This is a genomic window from Natrinema longum (assembly GCF_017352095.1).
Classification (GTDB): Archaea; Halobacteriota; Halobacteria; order Halobacteriales; family Natrialbaceae; genus Natrinema; species Natrinema longum.
Genome location: NZ_CP071463.1, coordinates 341708 through 364904 on the forward strand (window position 1 = coordinate 341708; position 23197 = coordinate 364904).

The following is a 23197-nucleotide window of genomic DNA, read 5'->3' on the forward strand; positions in this document are numbered from 1 at the left end:
GGACAGCAACTGGTAAACCGCACGAGAACGCACCGGAAACTATGCGATCGTCGGCAGGGAACGCGGAACTGGCACTCCTCCTCGAGGTCGCGGGGACCCCCAAGCCGGGGAACGTCGACCGGCACCGAGACCTCGCCGACCTGTGCTTCGAACACTTCCTCGCCGGAGCGGTGGGTGCTCGCGACGGACTCGAGCTGGCGGCCGACGGCGCGGCGGTCGGCCCGGCGTTCGAACGAGCCGTCGACGGGATGGCCACACAGGACGGCGGCAACACCCAGTTCGGGGCGCTCCTGTTGCTCGTCCCGCTCGTCAGGGCCGCGCGAACCGAGCTCTCCCAGCCCGTCGTGGAGGCCACCGTCGAGGAAACGACCGTCGGCGACGCGGCGGCGTTCTACCGCGCCTTCGAGCACGTCGACGTGGCCGTCGCCGACCCGCCCGACGACATGGCGGCCCTCGACGTCCGGCGTGGCGGGGACGCGATTCCAGAACTCGAGGCCCGCGGGCTGACGCTCTTCGATGTCATGGACCGGAGCGTTCCCGGCGACGACGTCGCTCGGGAGTGGGTCCGGGGATTCGACCGTTCGTTCGCGGCGGCCGAACGGCTCGCGGCGGCCGACGGCCCGATATCGGACCGGACCGCGGCGACCTTCCTCTCCCTGCTCGCCGAGCGACCCGACACCCTCGTCGCGACGCGTCACGACGAGGCGACCGCTCGATCGGTGACCGACCGCGCCGCGGCGCTGGTCGAAGCGGACGCCCTCGAGACGGACCCGAGCGCCGTCGAGGCCTTCGCCGAGGACCTCGTCGATCGCGGGATCAATCCGGGGACGACGGCCGACGTTACCGCGGCCGGACTGTTCATCGCGCTCGAGCACGAGGCGATCGACGTATGACCGACGAGCGAGACGCCGTGGCGGAGGACACAGTGACCGACGGCGAGGACGCCGGGACGGGGCTCGCGGAGTGGCCCGTCGAGCTCTCGGGCGTCACCGAGTCGGTCGTGACCACGCTGGGCCCGAACGGACGCTGGAACGCCGCCGCACTCGGCCTCCACGCCGGCGACCCGGTCACCGCCCGGACGTGGGGAAACACCCGTACCCGCCGGAACTTCCACCGGCAGGGCGAGGGCTACGTGCAGTTCGTCGACGACCCCGTCGACTTCGCCGAGGCCGCCCTCTCGATCGTCGAGCACGAGGAGCCGATCCTCGCGTCCGCGAGCGCCTGGACCCGCGTGACCGTCGATCGGGTCGATTCCGGGACCGAGGGCGACACCGACTGGGAGGAGTGGACGCTTCGCCCCCTCGAGTCGACGATCGAGCGGGAAACCGTCCCGACGATCGACCGGGGGTTCGGTGCCGTCGTCGAGGCGACCGTCGCCGCGTCGCGACTCGCGGTCGAGGACTACGACGAGCGCGAGCTTCGAGACCGCCTCGCGTACTGTGCCTCGGTCGTCGACCGCGCCGGGGGACCGCGCGAACGCGAGGCGCTCGAGTGCGTGCGTAAGCACTCTTCTTGGTAGGCACCGTCCTTCCTGGTAAGCAGCGATCGCTCGAGGTCACGTTCGATCGAAATTCGCCGGGCTCGGGACCGAGGATCTACCCGATCGCAGACGGTTAGTACTCCGCCCGGAGGCGATCGATATCGTGCCGGAGGTAGTGCCACAGCGCCCCGGACAACCCCTGCTCTGCGATCCGTCGCCCGGAGCTCTCGACCAGGACCGTCGGGCAGTAGGCCGTCGGCAGCCGAGCGGAAAGACGCCGACTGAACGCCGTGTCCTCGTTTCCGACGGCCGGAAAGCCGCCGATCTCCGCGAACGCCTCCCGATGGACGAACGAGTTGAATCCGGGCAGGATCGGGCGCTCGAGCCGCGAGAACCCGTGGTTGATCGTCACCTCCACGAGTTTCGCCCGTCGGGGGCCGCTGATCCGGCAGTAGGAACTCGCGGCTGCGAGTCCGTTGGCTTCGACGAAGCCCAGCAGTTCGGTGAGGTAGTTCGCTCGCACCCGCGTGTCCGCATCGACGAAGGCGAGCCACTCGCCGGTCGCCCGTTCGGCCCCGAGATTTCGGGCAGCGGCGACGCTCGAGCCGGCTTCCCGGACGACGTTCGCGCCGTACTCGCGGGCGATCGCCGGCGTCTCGTCCGTCGACGAACCGTCGACGACGATCACCTCGTACTCGTAGTCGGTATCCAGCGTGGCGAGGCTCGCCAGGGCACCTCGGATGTACGCGGCCTCGTTTCGCGCCGGCACCACGAAGCTCACGTCCGGCTCGCCGACAGCGTCGTCTCGACCGTCGCGTCCCATCGTGTTAGCCGTGAGAACTCGACGGCGGGTTCTCAAAGTATCGGAGTTGCGGTGTGGCGTATCCCCGCGCTCGTCGATTGCAGTCGTAGTGAAGCGACGAAGGGGGCCGTTGGCTCCTCGAGCCGACGATACCCGGATCGACGGGTGGGCGGTCCCGACGACTCACCCGCCATCCTCATGCTAACATGACCCACGATAATTGTTTTCAGACACCAGCTCGCAGAGACGATATCTATCATGAACTTTTATAATCAAGGAGGAGAAAGGGGTGAGTAGAGATGTCGGTCGTACACGTAGCAATCTGAGTTCGTTGCCGACGAGTACCGATGTTCGACGATATCCACCACCCGACCGACATGAGCACACAACGCCTGCAGTCCACGACCGACGCCGAACCGACCACCGACCGAACCACGACTCGAACGCGACCCCACTCGAGTGCCGTCACCGAGGACCCACGGACGGCCACCGATCAGGCTCCACGGACGTTTTCCCACGGGAATACGGGCCGACTCGAGAACCTGATCGACGAGTGGAACGCCGCGTTCGCGAACGAGACGGCGGGACGAGGGTCGTAACTCGAGAACTGACCTCGTTTTCCGGCGAAACCAAACCGTCTTTGGAGCGACCGCCGTAGCGTCGCGTGGCCGATGACGATACACCCGCTCCGAACCGGACTCGGCATCCGGTCGTGACGAGCCCTATGAGTGCCGAGGTCTGCATCTCCTCTGTAAGGGGATGCTTCCGTTATTCAGCGATAGCGAAGCGGAGCGACCAGAATACATCACATCACACGAAGAGATGCAGGGAGTCCAACCGTGGAGGTGCTAGTGAGACGGTGCGACGTGCGAACCTTGATACTCCGAGGTTCGGAACACTCTCGGTAACATGACTGAGCGAGGGTTCATGGTTCGCGCCGGGAACGACAACGAGTTAGTAGACGAATTCGAGTCTCGTTCTCTGGTCGCAGTCGGATGGGAGGAGTTGGGAGGCGTTGCTGATGTCCACTCATACGAGGCGATGAAAGCGCGATTTAACTCGACCGACGAATACTCCGAACACAACAGTCGGCGTATCGCCCAGAACGCAGGGCAAGTGAATCGATTCGCACTCGAGATGGAGGAGGGACATCTGGTTTTGAGCTACGACAAGACGGAGCGCGAGTATCTCGTCGGTGAGGTCACGAGTGGGTACGAGTGGAAACCGGGCGACCACCCACCTGGATATCCACACGTCAGACGTGTTGAATGGAGGGACACCGTTTCCCGCGACGAGTTCACGACATCGACGAAAAACACGCTCGGAAGCACGCTAACGGTGTTTTCGGTTGACGATTGCGTTGATGAAATCACAGGCGTTCTAAGCGGGAAGACACCCGACGAGAGCGAGGACGACGAGGACACCGTACCGTTCGTCGACGAGGTTGAGAACCAGGCAGACGAACTCATCTCCGACGTTCTTGCGAACATGGACCCGTTCGTCTTCGAAGAGTTGGTCGCCGCAGTCCTGAGAGCGATGGGATACCACGCGAAGAAGACGCGGGACAGTCAGGACCGCGGTATCGACGTGGTCGCTCACCCGGACTCGTTAGGGTTCGAAGAGCCATACGTCAAGGTCCAGGTCAAACGCCAACAGTCGAAGGTTGGTTCCCCGGATATGCGAGCGTTCACCGGAACCCTTGGGAACGGTGAACGGGGCCTATTCGTCTCGACTGGTGGTTATACGAGTGAGGCAAAAGACGCGGCTCGGAACGCCGAACAGCGGGTCACACTCATCGACCGGGATGAGTTCATTGACCTCCTGATTCAGCACTACGACGACCTCGAATCCGAGTATCAGGCGACAGTCCCATTGAAGCAGGTCTATATTCCGTCCCGAGACCACCTCTAGAGGAGTAAGAACCCGTGTAATCGGTCCCCCTTCTGGAAACCGATATCACGATATCGAGTGCAGCGGGGAACATTTACTATGGAAAATTGTGAGTCGTGAGTGCCGAGACCATCGGTTTGATCTACCACTCTCCCGCGATGCCGATCGACCGAACTGAACGATGACTCCCGAATTCTCATTCGATGAGGCTGAGTTCGACTTTCCGTTCGGACTCTCGATACACGAACGGTGCAGCGATCCGTGTCCACAGTTCGGAGACCGGTTCGATGGGTGCGAGGAGTTCGAATCGTCCGGGATGTGGGGTCCGAAAATCGAAACAGCGGACGGCGAGATGATCGCCGACGGTCACGAGAGTGTCCGGACGGTTCTCGACGCGATACTCGAGGACGAATCACCCGACACCAGATCCTGCTCCATGTACAACTGCGACACCGAAGCGACCCACACGGTCGAGGTCGGGCCGCCTCCGAACTGGTTCACGACCGACGCCTGCCCCGATTGCGTAGAGGCAGAGCGGTCGAATGTCAACGCGGTGTACGAGGGGCTTGAAACGAACTCCTGCGAGCACGACCGGTGTTTCACTGCCGTCCACGATTCGCGCGACTATTGCCCAGCGCACCAGTGACAGCGAGGCTGTTCGAACGCGCCTCGGGGTCTCTCACTCGTGTCGCATTTCGTGTCTTCGGTCGTCGGTAGTACTGGCGACGACGATGTGAAACCGGAACGTGGCATACGGCACTGGTACGTCGTTCTCGTTCGAGTGCCGAGGCCCGCGACTTTGAGAGGAACGGGCGAAAGCGAACACTCGTCGAACGCCACTCACATCACTCTGAAATTGTCGGTAACACGGGGATGGATAGCAGCAGTAGCGAACGTCACTGGACCCCGTGATCACCGCCCAGTTGAAGCGTCTCCGGGCGTTCCTCGGGGTCCAAGTGTTTCAGGAACCGTGCGACGATATCGACATCCACGCGGTCGCTGTGAGCGTCCAGCAACCGTTCGGTTATCGGGCCGGGACGACCGGATCCGATTTCGGTCCCGTCGACCTTCGTGATCGGCGCGACGACGTGTGAGGTGTTCGTCCAGAACACCTCGTCGGCATTGTAGACGTCGTACAGTTGTAGGTCGGTCTCTTCGACGGGGATATCGAGTTCCTCCCTCGCGAGTCGAATCGTGGTTTCTCGAGTGATTCCTGGAAGCGCATCGGTAAGCGGCGGCGTCCGGAGGGTCCCGTCGGTGACGACGAATATATTCCCGATAGCGGTCTCCGTGACGTTCCCGTCACTATCCAACAACAGCGGATCGGCGTTCGAATCCCGCTGTTTGGCCTCGATGTCGGCTAACACGAAATGCATCCGCGAGCGGTGTTTGACCAGTGGGCTGATCGACTCGTTCGGTACTTGTCGGACGCTCGTGGTGACGAAGTGTTTGCCGTCGATGAAATCCCTGGCCATCCGCTCGAAGGGGAGCGGCCTCGCCGACACGATGACCCGGGGTGGCTCGTGACACCCCTCGTACACGTTCCACCCGCCGGAGACGCTGATGAAGACCATGAAGTCCTCGTCGGGACCGGCGAGATCGACGTTGCGATCGACGACGTCGCGGACGATGCCCGACAGTTCTTCGGGACGCATCTCGAGGGGCATTTTCGAGGCCCGGCACGATTTGAACGTTCGCTCGACGTGTTCGGCCAGTTGGTACGGCTCGTGCTCGACCGTGATCAGCAGATCGTAAACGTTGTAGCCCCACTGGAACCCCGGATCATCGATGGGGACTTTCGCTTCGGACAGTGGGACGATGTCGCCGTCGTGGTAAGCCTCGAGTTCGCTTTCGTTCATCGCTCTCAGGTGGTTTCGAAGAGAACCTAATAACCCTGTGGACTGATGACATCCAACGGCTGCGTTGAATCACTAGACGGCGTCGGGGAAGGTCAGTAAATCGAAGGAGTTGAAGCGGGAAAATTTGGTTGTCCATGACACAAATCTCCCGCTTCACCGAGCGTTGCGTCTCGATTGCACAAAGAGTTACGGGTGAACGAGGCGAATCCGCTGCCCCAACTGGTGGCGGCGGATTCGCCGACTATGCCCTCATTTCGCTGCATTGCCTCCGGATTTACCTCGATACGTCCTACCGGATGACGATCGATCTGTTGAAGGAAATGCCGCAAATAACAGGGGAGATCGGCCTTGACGTGGCCGATCTCCCCGCTCCATCTACGCTGTGTAAGGCGTTTGATCGGATCGAAATGGGTGTCTGTCGAGTGCTACTGCGCCAGTCGGCGCAGTTGCACGACACCTCTGAACACGCTGCTATCGACGCAACATTCTACGAACGTGATCGTGCGAGCCGCCACTACTGCCACCGAACAAATTACCGCGTTCAAACGCTCAAAGTCACAAAACTCGTCGATACAGCAACGCAAGCTGTTCTCGATCTTCACTGCTCGACGACGTTAGAAGGAAGCGACGCAGACCTCGCCGAGCAGATCGCCCGCCGGAACGCGGGCGATCTGCGATCCCTTGCCGCTGACAAGGGCTACGATAAGCAAGCGCTCCGCGACCAGCTCCGCAAACTCGACATTCGCCCGCTGATCAAACACCGGATCTTCGCTCCCTACGATCACGCTCACAACGCCCGTATTGACGACGATCGGTACGCTCAGCGGTCAATGACTGAAACAGTGAACTCCGCAATCAAGCGCTCGCTCGGCTACGCCGTGCGAGCGCGTACTTGGTATCGAGAGTTCCGTGAAATTACCCTGATGTGTGTCGTCTATAACATCAAGCGGGCCGTCAAACAGTGAAATCCACCGCTGTATGGCGATTCAACACAGCCCATCCAACATATAATTACAGATCCCGTCGGTATCGTCCCACGTGTGGCAGGGACAAGGCATGCCGCCTGGACGAGTTCGGATTCGGTCGGCTGTGTGGACGCTACCGCCGACCTCACTCCGGCAGTAGTATCGAAGCCACTGATTTCGTCGATATCGACCACAGTGACCACGCGTACCGAACTGGCAGCCAGCGATCCGGCGCTGGCTACGCAGCTGCCAGCGCCGTGTCGTGAAGGGGACGGCGGTATTCTCGGTGACCGGACGGCTATCACTCGAGTACCCCGAATTCGAGTAGACGAGTATTTTCGTCTGCGGTTCTGATAGCTAGTAATGCAATCGGAAACCCAGCACACTCGAGCAGTCGAGAGGTGTCGACGATGAACCCGACTCGCGTCGATTTCCTCGTCGATCTCGCGTACGGCGTTATGATCTTCGCAGCAGTCGTGTTCATTCTCGTCGTCGGAACCGGCGTTGGCGTCGCGTTCGGGCTCGGCGTGTTAGTCTCCTACGTCATCCACGTCGCGTGGAAGATGGCTCGGTTCGATCCCGACTGGATGACGACGGAGGTCGCCCAGCGGGTCGAAGAGACAGTCAGCGACACGGTCAGTAAGGAGGTCGAAGAGACGGTTACCGGAACAGTCAGCAAGGAAGTCGAAGAGACAGTCAGCGACACGGTCAGCAAAGAAGTCGAGGAAACCGTCAGCGACACGGTCAGCAAAGAAGTCGAGGAAACCGTCAGCGATACGGTCAGCAAAGAGGTCGAGGAAACCGTCAGCGACACGGTCAGCAAAGAAGTCGAAGAAACGGTCAGCGACACGGTCAGCAAAGAAGTCGACAACGTGGCCGAGAAAGTCGGGAAATCCGTTAGCGAGGACGTGAACAAAACGGTCGAGGAGACCGTCAGCGACACGGTCAGCAAGGAGGTCGAAAAGACGGTCGGTGGGACCGGCGGTGACGAATCGACGGCCGACGAATCGGCCGAGACGGACGACGATGATGCGACGTCCGATGACGAGCAAGAGTCCCGGCCCTCGAGTTCGAAGTCACGATAACTCGAGTCGGATCGGTCTCGAAATCGGATCCGAGCGTCGCGCCGATGGGGCAGTGCGGCCCCGGAGCTGTTCCCCGATCGGCGCTGATCGACGTCTGCGGCCGTCGAGGGGATCGACGGTCCGTTCGTGGCCCGCCTCCCGCCTCAGAACTCGGTCCCGCGGCGTGCCCGCTGGCCGTCGTCGATCGGGTGTTTCACCTTGCGGACGTTCGTGATCAGGTCAGCGCGATCCGCGAGGTACGACGGCTCGGTGTGGCTCCCCGAGAGCACCAGTTCGAGATCCGTCGGCTTCGCGTCGATGAGGTCGTGGACCTCCTCCTCCGAGAGCAAGCCGCGATCCGCGGCGTAGAGCACTTCGTCCAGAATCAGCATGTGCATTCCCGCTTCCGGCTCCGCGTCGGGGGCGATCGGCTCGTCGAGATCGGCCTCGCCCGCTGCCTCGAGCAAGTCGTGTGCGCGCTCGAGTCCGGCCTGGGCTTCGGCTTCGTGGTCGGCCTCGTCGCTCCCGTCTGCCATCCCGTGCCAGCCGTAGTGTCCCAGGTTCTCGTAGCTGAACCCCGGGAGCGCGGCGATGGCGTTGTACTCGCCGCGGACTGCGTCGACGCTCGAGGCCCCGCCTTTCATGAACTGGAGCATGTGAACGCGGTAGCCGTGGCCCACAGCGCGCATTCCCATGCCGAGCGAGGCCGTCGTCTTCCCTTTTCCGTCGCCCCACCAGACCTGTACGAGGCCGAACTCCTCGGGAGCGGCGGGTTCGATCCGCTCGGCTTCGGGCGTTCGCCCCTGTCCGGGGGTGTTCTCGACCGCGGATTCCGGTGTTCGATCGTCGCTCATACGAAATCGGTCGGACCGATCGTACATGTAGTTGCTCCATCGCTCCGTGACACACCTGTGGCATCGCTAACCAAACGTGTCTTTAGTCCTCGCTCCTAACCAGGTTGCATCCAATGTCCCTCGAGATCTCCGCATCGGACGATGCGCCCGCGTTCGAGTGCGTTGTTGCCGCACTCGACGACAGTGGCTGCCGGGAGATCATCGCAGTGCTCGAGGAGCCGATGACGGTCGAGGCCATCGCCGAAACCACTGGACAGCCCCTCTCGACGACCTATCGCAAACTCGACTGTCTGACCGAGGCCGGGATCGTCGAGGAAACCGTCGGCGTCCGTCGGGGCCGACACCGGAAATCGCGATACGTCGCCAATCTCGACCGGATCTCGATCAGCCTCGACGACGACAACGAGCTGTGCGTCGATATCGACCACACGACCGAGCACGGGCTCTGGTCGGACCTCACACGGGAGTTTTGAGCCGGCCGCCCGCCGTCGACTCGAGGGGTCCGTCCTCCCGATCGATCGGTCGACCAGCCCCCGACGAAACGACGGAGGGCGTCGCTACGGGGCAGGCCGAGGAGGTCGCTCCTGGCACGGTCCCGATCGATCATCTCTGTAGCACGCCGGCGGCCGTCTACAGCATCGTCACACCAGTGGCCGTCTGCAGCACTGTTTTGTCGGCGGGACTCGACCGCGAACGGGCCCAGGACTATCGACCGACGAGATCGCTATCGGTGGGTCCCTGTCCGTCGAACTGCCGGACGAACTCGTCGAGCAGCGCCGGCTCCGACGCGCCCGGCAGTCGCTCGTTAGCAGTCGAACATGTCGCCTCCACGCCGAGTCGGTCGCAGACGAGATCCGCGGTCGCCTCGGCCATCCGGCGGTACGTCGTCAACTTGCCGCCGACGATGCTACAGCAGTTCTCGACGCCCTCGTCGGCGTGATCCAGCAGGTGAAACCCGCGGGAGATGCCGCGGCCACCGCGAGCGGCTTCGTCGGGTTCGTACAGCGGGCGGACGCCCCACCACGTCCGAACGCGATCGGCGTCGGCGACCGGCGGGAGCATCGCCGCGCATTCGGACGCCGTCTGCTCGACCTCCCAGTCGGCCCGCTCGTAGTCGTCGGGGTCGTCGACCGCCACGCTCGTCGTACCGAGAACGACCTCCCCGTCGTGTGGGACGATGATATCCCCGTCCGCCGGCTCGCGACACCGGTTGAGTACCGGCTCGAGGTCGTCGTACGCGACCGAGACCATGACGCCGCGAGTCGGACGCATCTCGACGGAGACGCCGGCCAGGTCGGCGACGTGGCCGGCGTGGGGACCTGTCGCGTTCACGACGTAGCTCGGCCGGAGCGTCTCGTCGACCGCGCCGCCGAGCGTGACGGTCGTTACTCGGCCGCCCTCGACGGTCATCGACGTGACCGGTGCGTGGGTGCGGATTCGTGCGCCATGCTCGCGAGCGTCGGCCGCGTTGGCGGCGACCAGCCGGGACGGGACGACCACGCCGTCCGGAACCCACATCGCCCGTTCGACCTCGTCGGCGAGCTCCGGGACCGTCTCGCGGGCGGTCTCCCCGTCGACCACTTCGGTCGGGATTCCGACGTCCGCACAGGCGTCGCGCTTCGCCTCGAAATACCCCGGATCGTCGTCGCCCAGTTGCACGAACAGGCCGCGGGTCTCCCGGATGCACGCGCCCGCGATTCGGCGCAGAGTTCGGTTCTCCTCGAGACACCCGCGAGCCTCGGGGCCGTCGACTTCGGCGTAGCGAGCCCCGCTGTGAAGCAGGCCGTGGGAGCGTCCCGACGTTCCCGAAGAGAGGCCATCCCGATCGACGAGCGTGACGTCGACGCCTCTGAGCGCGAGGTCCCTGGCGATTCCCGTCCCGGTAGCACCGCCGCCGATAACGAGGACGTCCGTTCGGCTATCCATACCCCAACTACGGACCCCAGACGGACGAACGTTTCACTGACTGGGTCGGTGATCGGCTCGGACGGACAATCGACGGCGGAAGAGGGGCGGCGTCGAGGATCGGGATCGAATCGAGACGGATCGGTTCGGTCGTCGCGATCGCTGCGTTACGGACTGTACTCGGGCGACTGTGCCTCGATCGTGTTAGCGACGTTCTCGAGTTCCTCGCCGATCGTCGCGACCAGGTCGTCCAGCGTCGCGATGCCCGCTAACTCGCCGTCGTCGTCGACGATGGGGAACCCGCGGACGTTGTTGTCGCGGATCGCCTCCGAGATCGCCAACGGGTCGTCGTCCTCGTGGACCGTCACTGGATCGTCCGTCATTACGTCTTCGACCGACGCCGAACCGACGTCGTCGTGCTCGTGGATCGCGAGGGCCGCATCGCGGTCGGTGAGCATTCCGATGGGTTCGTCGTCTTCGGTGACGACGACCGATCCGACGTTTTCTTCCTCGAGCGTGGCCGTGATCTCCTCGAGGTCGCTGTCCGGGCTCGTCGTGACGACGTTCTGTGGGCCGAGTTTGCCGAGTGACATGGGTCACTCGTACTCGGGCGAAGCGTAGTATCCAAACTGGAGCCTTCGCGTGACCGCAAGTCAGCGAACCTACTGTTCCGCGGCGACGTTCTCGGCGAACTTCTCGCGGACTTTCTCGACTTTCGGGGCCGCGTGCATCGTACAGTAGGCGTCGTTGGGGTTCTTCTCGAAGTAGTCCTGATGTTTCTCCTCCGCGCGATAGAAGGTTTCCAGCGGTTCCAGCTCGGTCACGACGTCGTCGTCGTACTCCGCGTCGAGGGCCTCGATGTACGCCTCGGCCTGCCCGTGTTGCTCGTCGTCGTGGGACAGGACGATAGACCGGTACTGCGTCCCGACGTCGGGTCCCTGTCTGTTCAACTGCGTCGGGTCGTGGGTGGCGAAAAACACCTCGAGCAGTTCGTCGTAGCCGATGACGTCGGGATCGTACTCGACCTGGACGACTTCCGCGTGGCCGGTGGATCCGGAACAGACCTCGCGGTAAGAGGGATCTTCGACGTGCCCGCCGGCGTAGCCGGACGTGACCGACGCCACGCCCTCAAGTTCTTTCATCGCCGCCTCGGTACACCAGAAACAACCGCCGCCGAACGTGGCTCGTTCCATAGCGGGGGATAGGGCGTGACCGAGGAAAGATGTGACGGGCGAACCGGTTCCATTGGCGGGACGGCCGGCCCCTGCCCTGGGACGTGAAGCAGGTGCGAAAGGATATGGCGATCGCTCCCAAACGCGGGAACATGTCATGGGACACAGTCCGACTCGAGTGGGACGACACCGTCGCGACGCTGACCGTCGACCGACCCGACGCGCTCAACGCGTTGAACGTCGACACGCTCGAGGCGATGAGCGAAGCGATCGCGGAGGCCGCGGCCGAAGACGCGCGCGCACTCGTCCTGACGGGGGCCGGCGACGCGTTCATCGCCGGGGCGGACATCAAATACATGCAGGACCTGTCGGCGGAAGCCGCACAGGAGTGGGGAGAGCTGGGCCACGAGGTGGCCGACGCCCTCGAGACGTTCCCCGCGCCGACGATCGCGGCGGTCAACGGCTACGCCTTCGGCGGCGGCTGCGAGATGGCATTGGCCTGTGACCTCCGCGTCGCAGCCGAGTCGGCGCTGATCGGCAACACCGAGATCGATCTGGGGATCATCCCCGGCTGGGGTGCCACCCAGCGGCTGCCACGGCTGGTCGGCGACGAGACCGCACGACGGATGATCTTCCTGGGCGAGCGCCTCGACGCGGATTCGGCCGCCGAGGCCGGCCTGTTCGGCGAGGTCGTTGCCGACGAGGACCTCGCGGACGTCGTCTCCGAGTTGGCCGACCGACTCGCGGCGAAACCGGCGTTCGCGATGTGGACCGCCAAGCAAGCGATCAATCAGGCTCAGGAGGGATCGCAGGGAAGCGGCCTGGCATACGAGAAACGCGCCTTCGCGAGCCTCTTCGGGACGCACGACCAGCGTGAAGGGATGGCAGCGTTCATCGAGGATCGGGAGCCCGAGTTCGAGTAACGCGAGCACTGGCGCGCTCTCGGCCACCCGCTAGCGGTCCTCGACGCGCCACGTCAGCACCACGCCGTCGTCGATCCGGTCGACGGCCGCGAGCTCGAGCGTCGGGAACTCCGACACGAACCCCTCGCCGTCGGCGAGGGTCGGGGCGTCGCGACCGCCGATGATTTTCGGGCCGACGAACAGCCGTAGCTCGTCGACCAGCCCGGCCTCGAACAGCGAGAAGATGAGCTCGCCGCCACCCTCGACCATGAGTTGCTCGAGGCCGTCCTCCTGCAGCGTCGCAAAGGCACGCAGGAGGTCGACGCGCTCCTCGCCCGCCGTAATCAACTCGGCGTGGTCGGCGAGGGCCATCCGTCGATCGACGGGTGCAGCCTCGCTCAGGCAGACGTACGTCGTCGCCTCGTCGTCGAGGACCGCCGCGTCCGTCGGGGTCCGTCCCCTCGAGTCGACGACGACGCGTGCGGGGTTGCCGGGGCGGCCGTCCTCCCGGCGTTGGCTCCGCAGGTCGTCGTCTTTGACCGTCAGATGGGGGTCGTCCGCGAGGACGGTCCCGACGCCGACGACGACGGCATCGCTCGCTGCCCGGAGGCGATCGACGCGCGCGAAGTCGTCCGCACCGCTGATCGCGAGTTGTTCCCGCCGGCGCGAGGAGAGTTTGCCGTCCGCGCTCGCGGCAGCGTTGACGATGACGTCCATACCCGTGGTGGCGCGCCCACTCGTAAAGAAATGTCCGTCTCTCGTCGATCGGTTTCCTCCGCGGTGAGCGACGGACGCCGGTCTCAGCGGTACTATACGCGGGTATATAGCGATCAATTCGGAACATATAAACGACTTATCCGGTCTCGGCCGACGGGTCGAACGGACACGACGTGACGACAACCAACTCCGCGTTCGACGACTCAGTATCGTTCGATCACCGGCACATCGACCTCGAGACCCGGGACGACGTCTACGTCATCGGTGACGTCCACGGCTGCCTCGACTCGCTCGAGGCGTTGCTGGACACGTTGGAAGTAGGCGCGAACGATCTCGCCGTGTTCGTCGGTGATCTGGTCCGAAAGGGACCGGAGAGCAAGGCCGTCCTCGATCGCGTCAGGCGGTCCTCGCAGCTGGTCTCGGTTCGGGGAAACAACGAGCAAAAGCTCCTCGAGGGGGAGGCCTCGCTGCCGGATCTCGACGTGGTCGATTACCAGTATCTGGAGTCGTTGCCGGCGGCGATCTCGTGGGACGGCGGACTCGTCGTCCACGGCGGGCTCGATCCGAGCCGTCCGCTGTCGGCCCACTCGGACGAGGACGTGTTGACGCTGCGGTCGCCGGACGGCGACGGCTACGACGGGCCGTTCTGGTTCGAGAGCTACGAGGGGCCGCCGCGGGTCTTCTTCGGCCATACCGTTCTCGCGGATCCGATCGAACGGGAGTGGGCAGTGGGGCTGGATACCGGCTGTGTCTACGGTGGGCGGCTGACTGCCTACGACGTTCGCCGCGGAGAAGTCGTCAGCGTGGCTGGGACGAGCCACGTCGAGCGGTCGTCAGAGAAGATCGTCACGACCGATAGCGAGTGAGATGCGGGGGATTTCGGGATGAGCGATCGAGACACGACGGAGAACGACGAACGAGACACGACGAACGAACGGCCGCCCGACGAGACGGTGACCACCGATTCGGCGTTCGCGTTTCGATCGCTGCTCGAGGCGAACGACGCGGACGCAGTCTCCGAACGGAGCGCTCGGAACACAGGGAGTGACGAGCCCGACAGGGCCACCGATTCGGACGGGACAGACGAGCAGCCAAACGACGAGACATCGACCTCGAACGACGTCACTCGGGCAACGGAAACCGTAGCGCTCGATCGCGCCGACACGACCGCCGAAACGGACTCGGCAACGGATCCAGACCGAGACGCGTTACCGGTCCCCGCGTCCGTGGACGACCGGGCGACACACTCGAGCGTCGATCTCTCGGATCCGTCCTACTATCTGAACCGCGAGCTCAGCGAACTCGCCTTCCAGCGTCGCGTCCTCCACGAGGTCCTCGATGCGGACAATCCGCTGTTGGAGCGTGTGAAGTTCCTCGCGATCGTCACGAAGAACCTCGACGAGTTCTTCCGGAAGCGCATCGGCGGACTGAAAGAACAGATCGCGGCCGGCGTCACGGAGGAGACGCCGGACGGACGAACGCCCGACGAGCAGTGGGCGGCCGCCCTCGAGGAGGCCCGGCCGCTGTTCGAACGCCAGACCGCGTGTTACCGCGAGGAGATCCGCCCGGCGCTGGCCGACGAGGGAATTCGGATCCTCGACTACGACGACTTCGCGGTCGACGAACGCCAGCAGTTGCGCGAGTATTTCGAGAGTTCCGTCCTGCCGACCCTGACTCCGCTGACGTTCGATCCGGCCCATCCGTTTCCGTTTATCTCGAACCAGAGCCTCTCACTCGCCGTGTTGACGCGGGAACGGCCCGGCGACGAGTTGACCTTCTCCCGGGTGAAAATCCCGCGGAATCAGCTCCGATTCGTCCAGGTCGGCGACGACACGCGGTACGTCCTTCTGGAGGACATCGTCCGGGCGAACCTCGATCTGCTCTTCCCCGACGTCGAGGTCGTCGACACCGCTCTCTTCCGAGTGACGCGCAACGCGGAGGTCAGACGCGACGAGGAGGTCGCCGAGGACCTGATCGAGATGATCGAGGAGGTCATCGAGGAACGGCGCTTCGCCACCGCCGTCCGGCTCGAGATCGAGCGCGACGCGCCCGAAACGATCCGCGACATCCTCACGCGCGAACTCGATCTCGATGCGCGGGAGGTGTTTCACCTCGACGGCCCGCTGGATTACCGCGACTTCGCCGACCTGACCGACCTCGAGCGCCCCGACCTGAAACTCACCGAGTGGTCGCCACAGCCCCATCCGCGACTGGGTCGATCCGAGGACGCGACGAACGTCTTCGACGCGATCGGCGACGGCGACGTGCTCGTTCACCACCCCTATCACTCCTTCGAGGGGACCGTCCAACGATTCCTCGAGACGGCGGCCAACGACCCCGACGTGCTCGCGATCAAGGCCGCGATCTACCGAACGGCGAGCGATTCACAGATCATCGAGAGTCTGATCGAGGCCGCCCGCAACGGCAAGCAGGTCGCCGTCATGGTCGAACTCAAGGCTCGCTTCGACGAAGAGAACAACCTCGAGTGGGCGAAGAAACTCGAGGAAGAAGGGATCCACGTCGCCTACGGGACGATCGGCTACAAGACGCACACGAAAACCTCGCTGGTCGTCCGCGAGGAGGACGACGGCGTTCGGCTCTATTCCCACGTCGGAACCGGCAACTACCATTCCGAGACCGCCAAACGGTACGAGGATCTGGGACTGTTGACGGCCGATCGTGATATCGGGCAGGACCTCGTCAGACTGTTCAACTACTTCACCGGCCACTCGATGCATCGAGACTACCGAGAACTCCTCATCGCGCCGGGGAACATGCGAGATCGCTTCGTCGACCTCATCCGAGCCGAAACCGAACACGCACGCGACGGCGAGGACGCACACATCGTCGCCAAGATGAATCGGTTAGAGGACCCGGAAATCGTCCGGGAACTCTACGAGGCGTCGATGGCCGGCGTCGACATCGACCTGATCGTCCGGGACATCTGCCGCCTCCGTCCCGGACTCGAGGGGGTCAGCGACACGATCGATGTCTACAGCGTCGTCGGTCGCTTCCTCGAGCATTCGCGTATCTTTCACTTCCACGCGGGCGGCGACGAGCGCTACTACATCGGCTCTGCCGACTGGATGACCCGCAACCTCGATAACCGGGTTGAGGCGATCGCACCGATCGAGGATTCCCGGCTCCAGCGTCGACTCGACGGCATCCTCGAGACGCTGCTCTCGGACGATCAGAACAGGTGGGTGATGCGATCGGATGGGACCTACGATCGGTGTCAGCCCGCGGACGATGGCTCCACCACGAACGTCCACGAGACGTGTATGCGATCCGCAGTAGACGATGCGCAACGGGACACCCGACAGTAGCGGGTGCACTCGCGAAACGGGGCCTGCTTGGGTCGTCCCCTCCCGGCCTGTCGACTGCCCAGCCAGGGGACGGGGACTGTACTCTCGACGAACGGAACACCGGTTGCATCCGCGATGACACCGATACGGAGCCGAGATAATTCGTATGGATCGCTCAATATCACAATTACCAGTCGCTTTGTACGTGTCGTGAATTCCCATCCCTACGGACCTCACAGACCCATGAACGGATCCACCGGCGGTTACGGCGATCGATCACCCCGACAGCGATTAGCCACAGCAGCGCGGTACGCGACGGACGAGTCCGACCTCGAGTCGATCGTCGTCCGGTACGAGCACCGGCCCGATCGATGGACGATCTCGCCGCGTGAGTGCCCCGAGGCGAAGCGAGTGACGACCTGGCTGTCAGCGGATGCAGCGGCTGTCGTCGACCTCGAAGAGTGCCGGTAACGTGGCGTCTCGAGTGTGTCTGGGCCGTCCGATTCGGTGGTCACTCGATTGATCCCGTTCCAGTACTAGAGATAAATAGTACTATATATGTTTCCTGATGTCGCAGTACGTATACCAACCGATAGTTAGTGAAATACCTCTTTCACGGCCATTCCGCCCTCAAATCGGGACTCTGAACAACTCTATAGACTAGTGGATTTATATTGTATTAGTTGGAAAGCCATCCTATGGAGACGCGAAAGGTTCAGGTCACGGGTGGATCGACGTTCACCGTCTCGTTGCCGAAGACCTGGGCGACCGACAACGATGTCAGCAGCGGAACCACAGTCGAATTTTATCCCGAAGGGGACGAACTCCTCCTGACGCCCGAACGCGAGAACCGTCGCCAGGAAGGGACACTGGACGTCTCCGGACTCGAGGACGAAGAACTGATGCGGGCAGTGATGACGATGTACGTCAGCGGCTTCGACGTCATTTCCCTCGAGGCCGGCCGGATTACGACCGACCAGCGGAGCGCGATCCGCGACGCGACCCAGCGGCTCGTCGGCGTCGAAGTGCTCGAAGAGACCGCGGACAGCGTGGTCATTCAGGATTTACTCGACTCGTCGGAGCTGTCGATCGTCAACGCCGTCACGCGGATGCGCCTGATCGCCCAATCGATGCTCGAGGACGCGGTCACCGCGCTGATCGAGAACGACGACGCGATCGCCGAGGACGTGATCGAGCGCGACGACGACGTCGACCGGCTCTGGCTCGTCGTCTCGCGGATCTTCCGTGCGACGCTGCGCTCGCCACGCGCCGTCGAGGAACTCGGCGTCTCCCGCGAGGACTGCTTCGACTACCACTCCAGTGCCCGCCAACTCGAGCGGATCGCCGACCACGCGGTCAAGATCAGCGACATCGCGCTCAAGCTCGAGGACCTCCCTACCGACGTGGCCGATGCCATCCACGGACTCCACGCCGAAGCCGCGACGGTCTTCGAGGGATCGATGGACGCGCTGTTCGCCGAGGAAGCCACGGACGCCACCCGTCTCGGCCACGAGGCACTCGCCGGCGTCGTCGACATCGACGAACACACCCGGCGGATCGACGATATGCTCCGCGACCTCGAGCCCGCCCAGGCCCAGTCGCTCGGACTGATCGTCGACTCGCTGTCCAGAAGCGCCGACTACGGTGGCAACATCGCCGAGACGGCCCTCCAGAAGGCGGCACCGCGTCCCTGAACGGCACCGGATCCGAAATCGACGGCTTCACGGCTCGTTTGTCGTTCGATCAGTCCTCGAGGAGCGCCGTGGCTGCGTTACCCGTTCGGAACGAAGGACAGCGGCATGGCGGACCGCGTTTTGAGACGGTCTGTGATGGTGAACTCGAGCGGCTGGCGGACCCGATCACGCCCGTCTGGAACCCCGCTATCGGGGACGTGTGACGCGACGTGACGAGCGGCCCGTGGCGCTTGGGGACAGTACTCGCTACCGGACGAGGCTGTCACGAGTCGCGATACCTCGAAAATCAGTCCGCGTTAGTCGAGGAGAACGGCGTTGACCTGACCGGTCTGTCCGGGACGGGAGGTGACGCGAGCGCGACCTTCGCTGGTCTCGATGACGGCACCCTTCGTGATGATGTTCCGACGGATGTAGTTCGGGTTGGCGTCGTTCTCGACGACGTCCTCGATCTCCGCGGAGACCGTCTCGTCGCCCTTGTTGACGCTCGCGACATCCGTTGCGAGCGCGCGGGTCTTCGTGACGTTCCCGCGAGCGTCGACGGTCCGGAAGCGCTGTTCGCCGACCTCGGTCTCGGTCGGGAGTCGACCGAGTTCGTCCTTGCGGCGCTTTCGAACGTTCTTCAGCCGACCACCGGTTCGCTTGCGCGTAGAGCGTCCCTGATCTTGCATACCCGATCACAATCCGGGCGTATACTTGAATGCACTGCTACGAAATTTTACCCTGCGGTCGCGGCTTCGCCCCTCCCTCGGTAAAATTTCGATCAAAAGCACCGGAAGACGCGAATCGTCTTCCGACTCTCGTTCACTCCGCTCGCGGTCACTGACAGCGGCCCGCACTCATTCGTCCGGAACCAGACAGTACGCGTGGCCGGGCTCCTCGAGGACCGTCTCCTCGTCGTCGTTGTAGAAGTTCGAGACGACGCCGCGCTCGGCGTAATAGATGCGGTCGCCTCGCGGGATCGCACCGCTGGTGACGTGGCCGCGGTTTTCGACCCGCCAGCGTCGCTCGCCGGTGGCTCGGTCGAGGGCGTACAGGTGCGTGTCGTAGGAGCCGACCAGGATCGATTCGGCAGTTGCCGTTACCGACCCGATGACGCGACCGCCGACGTTCGCCGACCACAGCTCGTCGCCCGTTTCGGTATCCAGTGCATACACGTGGTGGTCGTCGCTTCCGACGTAGACGACTCCCTGATCCGGATCGATCGCCGGGTTCGACATGACGATATTGCCGGTCTGGAAGGACCACTCCTCGCTTCCGTCCGCGAGGTCGAGCCGGTAGAAGCGCCCGTCCCAGGAACCGACGAACGCAGCCCCGTCGTAGGTCGGAATCGTCCCTTTGATCTGGGCACCGAGATTGAACCGACCGCCGGCCTTCGACTCGCCGTCGGGGCCGCCCTCGCCGCCGGCCTGAAACGACCAGGCGAACTCGAGCGAGGGGAACTCCCAACAATAGACCACGCCGTCGTTCGATCCGGTGACGAGCCGGCCGGCCTCGCAGTCGATCGCGGGCGAGGGATGGGGCATCCCCCAGAGGCGGTCGTCGCTCCAGGTCGGGGTGCCGGTCGCGGCGTCGAGTTCCCAGAGCGCGCCGCTGTCCGGGTTGCTGTACTCCGCAAGGAGGTACAGGGTGCCGTCGACGTAGGCGGGACTCGAGCCGATCGCGATCGCGCCGCCGAACTCGCGTGCGGCCGTTCGCCAGATCACCTCGCCGGAGTCGATGTCGATGGCGTAGCAATCGCCGTCGTAGCCGCCGATGTAGGCCGTGCCGTCGACGATCGCCGGCGTGCCGTGAAAGCCGAGGCTTCTGGACGCACCGGTCTCGATGCCCCAGCGTCGCTCGCCGGCCGGGGTGTAGGCGTCGATTCGTCCGGTGTCGCTCGCGATCAGGATCGTCTCGCCGTCCGGCGTCGGCCGAGGCGTCGACTTGGCGGCAGTGTGACCGATCTCGTTGGTCGGTACCGACCAGTCGACGCGAACGGCGGCCGGAACGGTTTCGTCGGGATAGTATCCGTACCGGCCCAAACCGCGACGGAACATCGATATGTCGTCGTCCGCCGGAAGCGGGACGGAGCCGTCTTCGCGTTCCGCGGCGGCAGCGACGGCCGAACAGTCCGGGGGCGACCGGGACTCTCGCCCGACACAGCCCGCGAGGCCGACGGTTCCGGCAGTCGCCCCGATAGAGAGCAGCTGCCGCCGGGAGATCGGCGTCTCACCGGCTTCGCGGCCGTTCCGAGCGGCGGCAGCCGTCCCCGAGCCTCGACCGGAGTCGGTCTCCCGACGGGCAGCGTCCTCGTTCACGCGTTTACTCCTGTTGGGCGTCGACGACCGCAACGCCGGCCAGGTTCACGATGTCCTTGACCTCGTCGCCCCGCTGGAGGACGTGGACCGGCTTGTCCATCCCGACCAGCATCGGGCCGATGGCGTCCGCGCCGCCGAGTCGCTGGAGCAGTTTGTAGCCGATGTTGCCCGACTCGAGGTTCGGGAAGACCAGCACGTTCGCGGGTTCGTCGAGTTCGGAGAAGCCGTAGGTTCCCTCGAGGATGTCCTCGACGACGGCGGTGTCGGCCTGCATCTCGCCGTCGACCGTGAAGTCGACCTCGGGGTCGTCCTGCAGCATCGACGCTGCCTTGCGGGGTTTCCGCGTCCCTTTGTTGTCGACGCTGCCGAAGTTCGAGTACGAGAGCAAGGCGGCACGCGGTTCGATGTTGAACCGGCGTGCCAGCTTGCCCGTCTGCTTGGTGACTTCGGCGAGGACCTCCTCGTCGGGGGCCTGATTGACCGTCGCGTCGGCCACGAAGATCACGCGGTTCTTGAACGTCAGCATGTAGACGCCCGCGGCGTAGTCGACGTCCTCGTCGGTGCCGATGACCTGCAGCGGCGGTCGGAGCGCCGACGGGTAGTGATGGGAAAGCCCCGTCAGGAGCGCGTCGGCGTCGCCCTGCTCGACCATCACGCTCCCGAAGTAGTTCGAATCGCGCTCGATGAGTTCGCCGGCTTCGCTGCGGGTAATCCCCTTGCGTGCGCGGAGTTCGTGGAGCCGTTCGGCGTACTCCTCGTAGTCGCCGACGGACGGGTCGGCGACGGTGGGATCGAAGTCCAGACCGAGATTCGCTGCCGTCGCCTTGACCGTGTCCTCGTCGCCGATCAGCACCGGCAGGGCGATCCCCTGCTCCTGGATCTGGTAGGCCGCGCGGATCATCTTCTCGTTTTCACCCTCCGCCAGCGCGACCGTCTTGGGATCGCTCTTTGCCTTGTTGAGGATGACCCGCATCATCTCGCGGGACTTCCCGAGTCGGGCCTCGAGTTCCTCCTCGTAGGCCTCGAGGTCGATCTCGGTGCGAGCCGCCCCGGACTCCATCGCGGCCTCGGCGATCGCCGGTGCCACGCGGAAGAGCACGCGGGGGTCGACGGGCTTTGGAATGATGTAGTCGGGACCGTACTGGATCGGATCGTCGCCGTAAGCCTTGACGACCGCGTCGGGGACGTCCTGACGAGCCAGTTCGGCCAGCGCCTCGGCACAGGCGACCTTCATGTCCTCGTTGATCTCGGTGGCGCGCACGTCGAGCGCGCCCCGGAAGATGAAGGGAAAGCCGAGCACGTTGTTGACCTGATTGGGGTAATCCGAGCGGCCGGTGGCCATGATGACGGTGTCGTCGCGGGCCTCCTTGGCGTCCTGGTAGGCGATCTCCGGATCGGGATTGGCCATCGCGAAGACGATCGGATTCGAGGCCATCGACTGCACCATCTCCTGGGAGACGATGCCGCCGATCGAGAGGCCGACGAAGACGTCTGCACCCTCCATCGCGTCCGCGAGGCCGCCCTCGGGCACGTCGCGGGCGAACTGCTGTTTGTATTCGTTGACGTCGCCCGCCGCCGCGCGCTCCTCGGTGATGATCCCCGAGGAGTCACACATCGTGATGTTCTCCTTCTTGCAACCCAGCGAGACGTAAAACCGCGCCGTCGCGATGGCGCTCGCGCCCGCGCCCGAGAAGGTGATCTCGAGTTCCTCGAGGCTCTTTCCGGCGATGTCGGCCGCGTTGAGCAATGCGGCACCGGAGATGATCGCAGTGCCGTGTTGATCGTCGTGGAAGACCGGGATGTCGATCTCCTCGCGCAGCCGTTCCTCGACGGTGAAACAGCCGGGCGCTTTGATGTCCTCCAAGTTGATCCCACCGAAGGTCGGCTCCATCATCTTGATGGCCTCGACGAGTCTGTCGGGGTCGGAATCGTCTAGTTCGATGTCGAAAACGTCGATGTCGGCAAAGCGCTTGAACAGGACGCCCTTGCCTTCCATGACGGGTTTCGACGCCTGCGCGCCGATGTCTCCGAGCCCCAGCACGGCCGAGCCGTTCGAGACGACGCCGACGAGGTTCCCCTTCGCCGTGTAGCTGTAGGCCTCGGTTTCGTCCTCGTCGATCTCGAGACACGGCGCGGCGACGCCCGGCGAGTAGGCCAGCGAGAGGTCACGCTGCGTATTCGTCGGTTTCGTGGTCGATATCTCGATCTTTCCCGGTGGATCGGTCCGGTGATACTCCAGTGCGTCCTCGTCTAGTCCCATACCGGGGACACTGCGGGGGACTACTAAAAAC

General features: G+C 64.0%; 23 protein-coding genes. 13 read left to right on the forward strand and 10 right to left on the reverse strand.

Annotation, left to right across the window (positions count from 1 at the left end; genetic code table 11):
- Window positions 1-41 precede the first annotated feature (41 nt).
- Both J0X27_RS01655 and J0X27_RS01660 read left to right on the forward strand, forming a co-directional pair.
- The gene (locus J0X27_RS01655) at window positions 42-893 is read left to right on the forward strand and encodes a triphosphoribosyl-dephospho-CoA synthase (protein ID WP_207270757.1); all 852 of its coding nucleotides are present in this window, start codon (window positions 42-44) and stop codon (window positions 891-893) included.
- Window positions 890-1519, forward strand: coding sequence for a DUF447 domain-containing protein (locus tag J0X27_RS01660; RefSeq protein ID WP_207270758.1), 630 nt, complete (start codon window positions 890-892; stop codon window positions 1517-1519). The genes J0X27_RS01655 and J0X27_RS01660 overlap by 4 nt, the downstream gene beginning before the upstream one ends.
- Window positions 1520-1613: 94 nt before the next feature.
- Here the strand turns inward: J0X27_RS01660 and J0X27_RS01665 are convergent, their stop codons facing one another.
- Window positions 1614-2303, reverse strand: a complete 690-nt coding sequence (locus J0X27_RS01665; protein WP_207270759.1) for a glycosyltransferase family 2 protein — start codon at window positions 2301-2303, stop codon at window positions 1614-1616.
- Window positions 2304-2659: 356 nt separating this feature from the next.
- Between J0X27_RS01665 and J0X27_RS01670 the strand changes: the two genes are divergently transcribed.
- From J0X27_RS01670 to J0X27_RS01680, 3 genes are all read left to right on the forward strand, one after another.
- Window positions 2660-2881 carry a hypothetical protein gene (locus J0X27_RS01670; protein ID WP_207271999.1) on the forward strand — a complete coding sequence of 74 codons (222 nt, stop codon included), beginning with the start codon at window positions 2660-2662 and terminating at the stop codon, window positions 2879-2881.
- Window positions 2882-3191: 310 nt separating this feature from the next.
- Entirely contained in the window at window positions 3192-4193 is a 1002-nt protein-coding gene (locus J0X27_RS01675) for a restriction endonuclease (protein ID WP_224214686.1), read from the forward strand.
- A 160-nt stretch (window positions 4194-4353) separates the two neighbouring features.
- The gene (locus J0X27_RS01680) at window positions 4354-4818 is read left to right on the forward strand and encodes a hypothetical protein (protein ID WP_207270760.1); all 465 of its coding nucleotides are present in this window, start codon (window positions 4354-4356) and stop codon (window positions 4816-4818) included.
- A 250-nt stretch (window positions 4819-5068) separates the two neighbouring features.
- Here the strand turns inward: J0X27_RS01680 and J0X27_RS01685 are convergent, their stop codons facing one another.
- Window positions 5069-6031 (reverse strand): aminotransferase class IV, encoded by a 963-nt coding sequence (locus J0X27_RS01685; RefSeq protein WP_207270761.1) that lies wholly within the window; start codon window positions 6029-6031, stop codon window positions 5069-5071.
- Between the two features lie 134 nt (window positions 6032-6165).
- Here J0X27_RS01685 and J0X27_RS01690 point away from each other — a divergent pair, with 134 nt between their 5' ends.
- Together J0X27_RS01690 and J0X27_RS01695 are read left to right on the forward strand one after the other, a co-directional pair.
- Complete coding sequence (locus tag J0X27_RS01690) at window positions 6166-6996, forward strand: IS5 family transposase (RefSeq protein ID WP_207268959.1); 831 nt, start codon at window positions 6166-6168, stop codon at window positions 6994-6996.
- A 410-nt stretch (window positions 6997-7406) separates the two neighbouring features.
- The gene (locus tag J0X27_RS01695) at window positions 7407-8081 is read left to right on the forward strand and encodes a hypothetical protein (protein WP_207270762.1); all 675 of its coding nucleotides are present in this window, start codon (window positions 7407-7409) and stop codon (window positions 8079-8081) included.
- A gap of 143 nt (window positions 8082-8224) precedes the next feature.
- Here J0X27_RS01695 and J0X27_RS01700 read toward each other — a convergent pair whose 3' ends face one another.
- Complete coding sequence (locus J0X27_RS01700) at window positions 8225-8914, reverse strand: cob(I)yrinic acid a,c-diamide adenosyltransferase (protein WP_207270763.1); 690 nt, start codon at window positions 8912-8914, stop codon at window positions 8225-8227.
- A gap of 113 nt (window positions 8915-9027) precedes the next feature.
- Here J0X27_RS01700 and J0X27_RS01705 point away from each other — a divergent pair, with 113 nt between their 5' ends.
- Window positions 9028-9387 carry a winged helix-turn-helix domain-containing protein gene (locus J0X27_RS01705; protein ID WP_207270764.1) on the forward strand — a complete coding sequence of 120 codons (360 nt, stop codon included), beginning with the start codon at window positions 9028-9030 and terminating at the stop codon, window positions 9385-9387.
- A gap of 232 nt (window positions 9388-9619) precedes the next feature.
- Here the strand turns inward: J0X27_RS01705 and J0X27_RS01710 are convergent, their stop codons facing one another.
- From J0X27_RS01710 to msrA, 3 genes are all read right to left on the reverse strand, one after another.
- Window positions 9620-10840, reverse strand: coding sequence for an FAD-dependent oxidoreductase (locus tag J0X27_RS01710; RefSeq protein ID WP_207270765.1), 1221 nt, complete (start codon window positions 10838-10840; stop codon window positions 9620-9622).
- Window positions 10841-10986: 146 nt separating this feature from the next.
- Window positions 10987-11412 carry a CBS domain-containing protein gene (locus J0X27_RS01715; protein ID WP_207270766.1) on the reverse strand — a complete coding sequence of 142 codons (426 nt, stop codon included), beginning with the start codon at window positions 11410-11412 and terminating at the stop codon, window positions 10987-10989.
- A gap of 69 nt (window positions 11413-11481) precedes the next feature.
- On the reverse strand, window positions 11482-12012 hold the full coding sequence (gene msrA / locus J0X27_RS01720) for a peptide-methionine (S)-S-oxide reductase MsrA (protein ID WP_207270767.1): 531 nt from the start codon (window positions 12010-12012) through the stop codon (window positions 11482-11484).
- A 131-nt stretch (window positions 12013-12143) separates the two neighbouring features.
- On the opposite strand from msrA, the gene J0X27_RS01725 reads away from it, so the two are divergent.
- Complete coding sequence (locus tag J0X27_RS01725; protein ID WP_207270768.1) at window positions 12144-12914, forward strand: enoyl-CoA hydratase/isomerase family protein; 771 nt, start codon at window positions 12144-12146, stop codon at window positions 12912-12914.
- A 30-nt stretch (window positions 12915-12944) separates the two neighbouring features.
- Here the strand turns inward: J0X27_RS01725 and J0X27_RS01730 are convergent, their stop codons facing one another.
- A complete protein-coding gene (locus J0X27_RS01730; protein WP_207270769.1) occupies window positions 12945-13610 on the reverse strand; it encodes a 2,5-diamino-6-(ribosylamino)-4(3H)-pyrimidinone 5'-phosphate reductase in 666 nt (221 codons plus the stop codon).
- Between the two features lie 173 nt (window positions 13611-13783).
- On the opposite strand from J0X27_RS01730, the gene J0X27_RS01735 reads away from it, so the two are divergent.
- The 4 genes from J0X27_RS01735 to J0X27_RS01750 all read left to right on the forward strand — a co-directional run bounded on the left by J0X27_RS01735 (window position 13784) and on the right by J0X27_RS01750 (window position 18609).
- A complete protein-coding gene (locus J0X27_RS01735; RefSeq protein ID WP_207270770.1) occupies window positions 13784-14476 on the forward strand; it encodes a metallophosphoesterase family protein in 693 nt (230 codons plus the stop codon).
- 18 nt (window positions 14477-14494) lie between these two features.
- The gene (gene ppk1, locus J0X27_RS01740; protein ID WP_207270771.1) at window positions 14495-16936 is read left to right on the forward strand and encodes a polyphosphate kinase 1; all 2442 of its coding nucleotides are present in this window, start codon (window positions 14495-14497) and stop codon (window positions 16934-16936) included.
- A 222-nt stretch (window positions 16937-17158) separates the two neighbouring features.
- Window positions 17159-17386 (forward strand): DUF7511 domain-containing protein, encoded by a 228-nt coding sequence (locus J0X27_RS01745; protein WP_207270772.1) that lies wholly within the window; start codon window positions 17159-17161, stop codon window positions 17384-17386.
- Between the two features lie 227 nt (window positions 17387-17613).
- Complete coding sequence (locus J0X27_RS01750; RefSeq protein ID WP_207270773.1) at window positions 17614-18609, forward strand: phosphate uptake regulator PhoU; 996 nt, start codon at window positions 17614-17616, stop codon at window positions 18607-18609.
- A gap of 296 nt (window positions 18610-18905) precedes the next feature.
- Here the strand turns inward: J0X27_RS01750 and J0X27_RS01755 are convergent, their stop codons facing one another.
- From J0X27_RS01755 to J0X27_RS01765, 3 genes are all read right to left on the reverse strand, one after another.
- Window positions 18906-19277: a 30S ribosomal protein S8e gene (locus J0X27_RS01755; RefSeq protein ID WP_097379384.1), complete on the reverse strand. Its 372-nt coding sequence runs from the start codon at window positions 19275-19277 to the stop codon at window positions 18906-18908.
- 168 nt (window positions 19278-19445) lie between these two features.
- The gene (locus tag J0X27_RS01760; RefSeq protein ID WP_207270774.1) at window positions 19446-20906 is read right to left on the reverse strand and encodes an outer membrane protein assembly factor BamB family protein; all 1461 of its coding nucleotides are present in this window, start codon (window positions 20904-20906) and stop codon (window positions 19446-19448) included.
- 4 nt (window positions 20907-20910) lie between these two features.
- Complete coding sequence (locus tag J0X27_RS01765; protein WP_207270775.1) at window positions 20911-23166, reverse strand: NADP-dependent malic enzyme; 2256 nt, start codon at window positions 23164-23166, stop codon at window positions 20911-20913.
- Window positions 23167-23197 lie beyond the last annotated feature (31 nt).

Bases quoted from the DNA above. Each gene is read 5' to 3' on its own strand.
- J0X27_RS01655 (WP_207270757.1), top strand. From the start codon at position 42: ATGCGATCGTCGGCAGGGAACGCGGAACTGGCACTCCTCCTCGAGGTC.
- J0X27_RS01660 (WP_207270758.1), top strand. From the start codon at position 890: ATGACCGACGAGCGAGACGCCGTGGCGGAGGACACAGTGACCGACGGC.
- J0X27_RS01665 (WP_207270759.1), bottom strand. From the start codon at position 2,303: ATGGGACGCGACGGTCGAGACGACGCTGTCGGCGAGCCGGACGTGAGC.
- J0X27_RS01670 (WP_207271999.1), top strand. From the start codon at position 2,660: ATGAGCACACAACGCCTGCAGTCCACGACCGACGCCGAACCGACCACC.
- J0X27_RS01675 (WP_224214686.1), top strand. From the start codon at position 3,192: ATGACTGAGCGAGGGTTCATGGTTCGCGCCGGGAACGACAACGAGTTA.
- J0X27_RS01680 (WP_207270760.1), top strand. From the start codon at position 4,354: ATGACTCCCGAATTCTCATTCGATGAGGCTGAGTTCGACTTTCCGTTC.
- J0X27_RS01685 (WP_207270761.1), bottom strand. From the start codon at position 6,031: ATGAACGAAAGCGAACTCGAGGCTTACCACGACGGCGACATCGTCCCA.
- J0X27_RS01690 (WP_207268959.1), top strand. From the start codon at position 6,166: ATGACACAAATCTCCCGCTTCACCGAGCGTTGCGTCTCGATTGCACAA.
- J0X27_RS01695 (WP_207270762.1), top strand. From the start codon at position 7,407: ATGAACCCGACTCGCGTCGATTTCCTCGTCGATCTCGCGTACGGCGTT.
- J0X27_RS01700 (WP_207270763.1), bottom strand. From the start codon at position 8,914: ATGAGCGACGATCGAACACCGGAATCCGCGGTCGAGAACACCCCCGGA.
- J0X27_RS01705 (WP_207270764.1), top strand. From the start codon at position 9,028: ATGTCCCTCGAGATCTCCGCATCGGACGATGCGCCCGCGTTCGAGTGC.
- J0X27_RS01710 (WP_207270765.1), bottom strand. From the start codon at position 10,840: ATGGATAGCCGAACGGACGTCCTCGTTATCGGCGGCGGTGCTACCGGG.
- J0X27_RS01715 (WP_207270766.1), bottom strand. From the start codon at position 11,412: ATGTCACTCGGCAAACTCGGCCCACAGAACGTCGTCACGACGAGCCCG.
- msrA (WP_207270767.1), bottom strand. From the start codon at position 12,012: ATGGAACGAGCCACGTTCGGCGGCGGTTGTTTCTGGTGTACCGAGGCG.
- J0X27_RS01725 (WP_207270768.1), top strand. From the start codon at position 12,144: ATGTCATGGGACACAGTCCGACTCGAGTGGGACGACACCGTCGCGACG.
- J0X27_RS01730 (WP_207270769.1), bottom strand. From the start codon at position 13,610: ATGGACGTCATCGTCAACGCTGCCGCGAGCGCGGACGGCAAACTCTCC.
- ppk1 (WP_207270771.1), top strand. From the start codon at position 14,495: ATGAGCGATCGAGACACGACGGAGAACGACGAACGAGACACGACGAAC.
- J0X27_RS01745 (WP_207270772.1), top strand. From the start codon at position 17,159: ATGAACGGATCCACCGGCGGTTACGGCGATCGATCACCCCGACAGCGA.
- J0X27_RS01750 (WP_207270773.1), top strand. From the start codon at position 17,614: ATGGAGACGCGAAAGGTTCAGGTCACGGGTGGATCGACGTTCACCGTC.
- J0X27_RS01755 (WP_097379384.1), bottom strand. From the start codon at position 19,277: ATGCAAGATCAGGGACGCTCTACGCGCAAGCGAACCGGTGGTCGGCTG.
- J0X27_RS01765 (WP_207270775.1), bottom strand. From the start codon at position 23,166: ATGGGACTAGACGAGGACGCACTGGAGTATCACCGGACCGATCCACCG.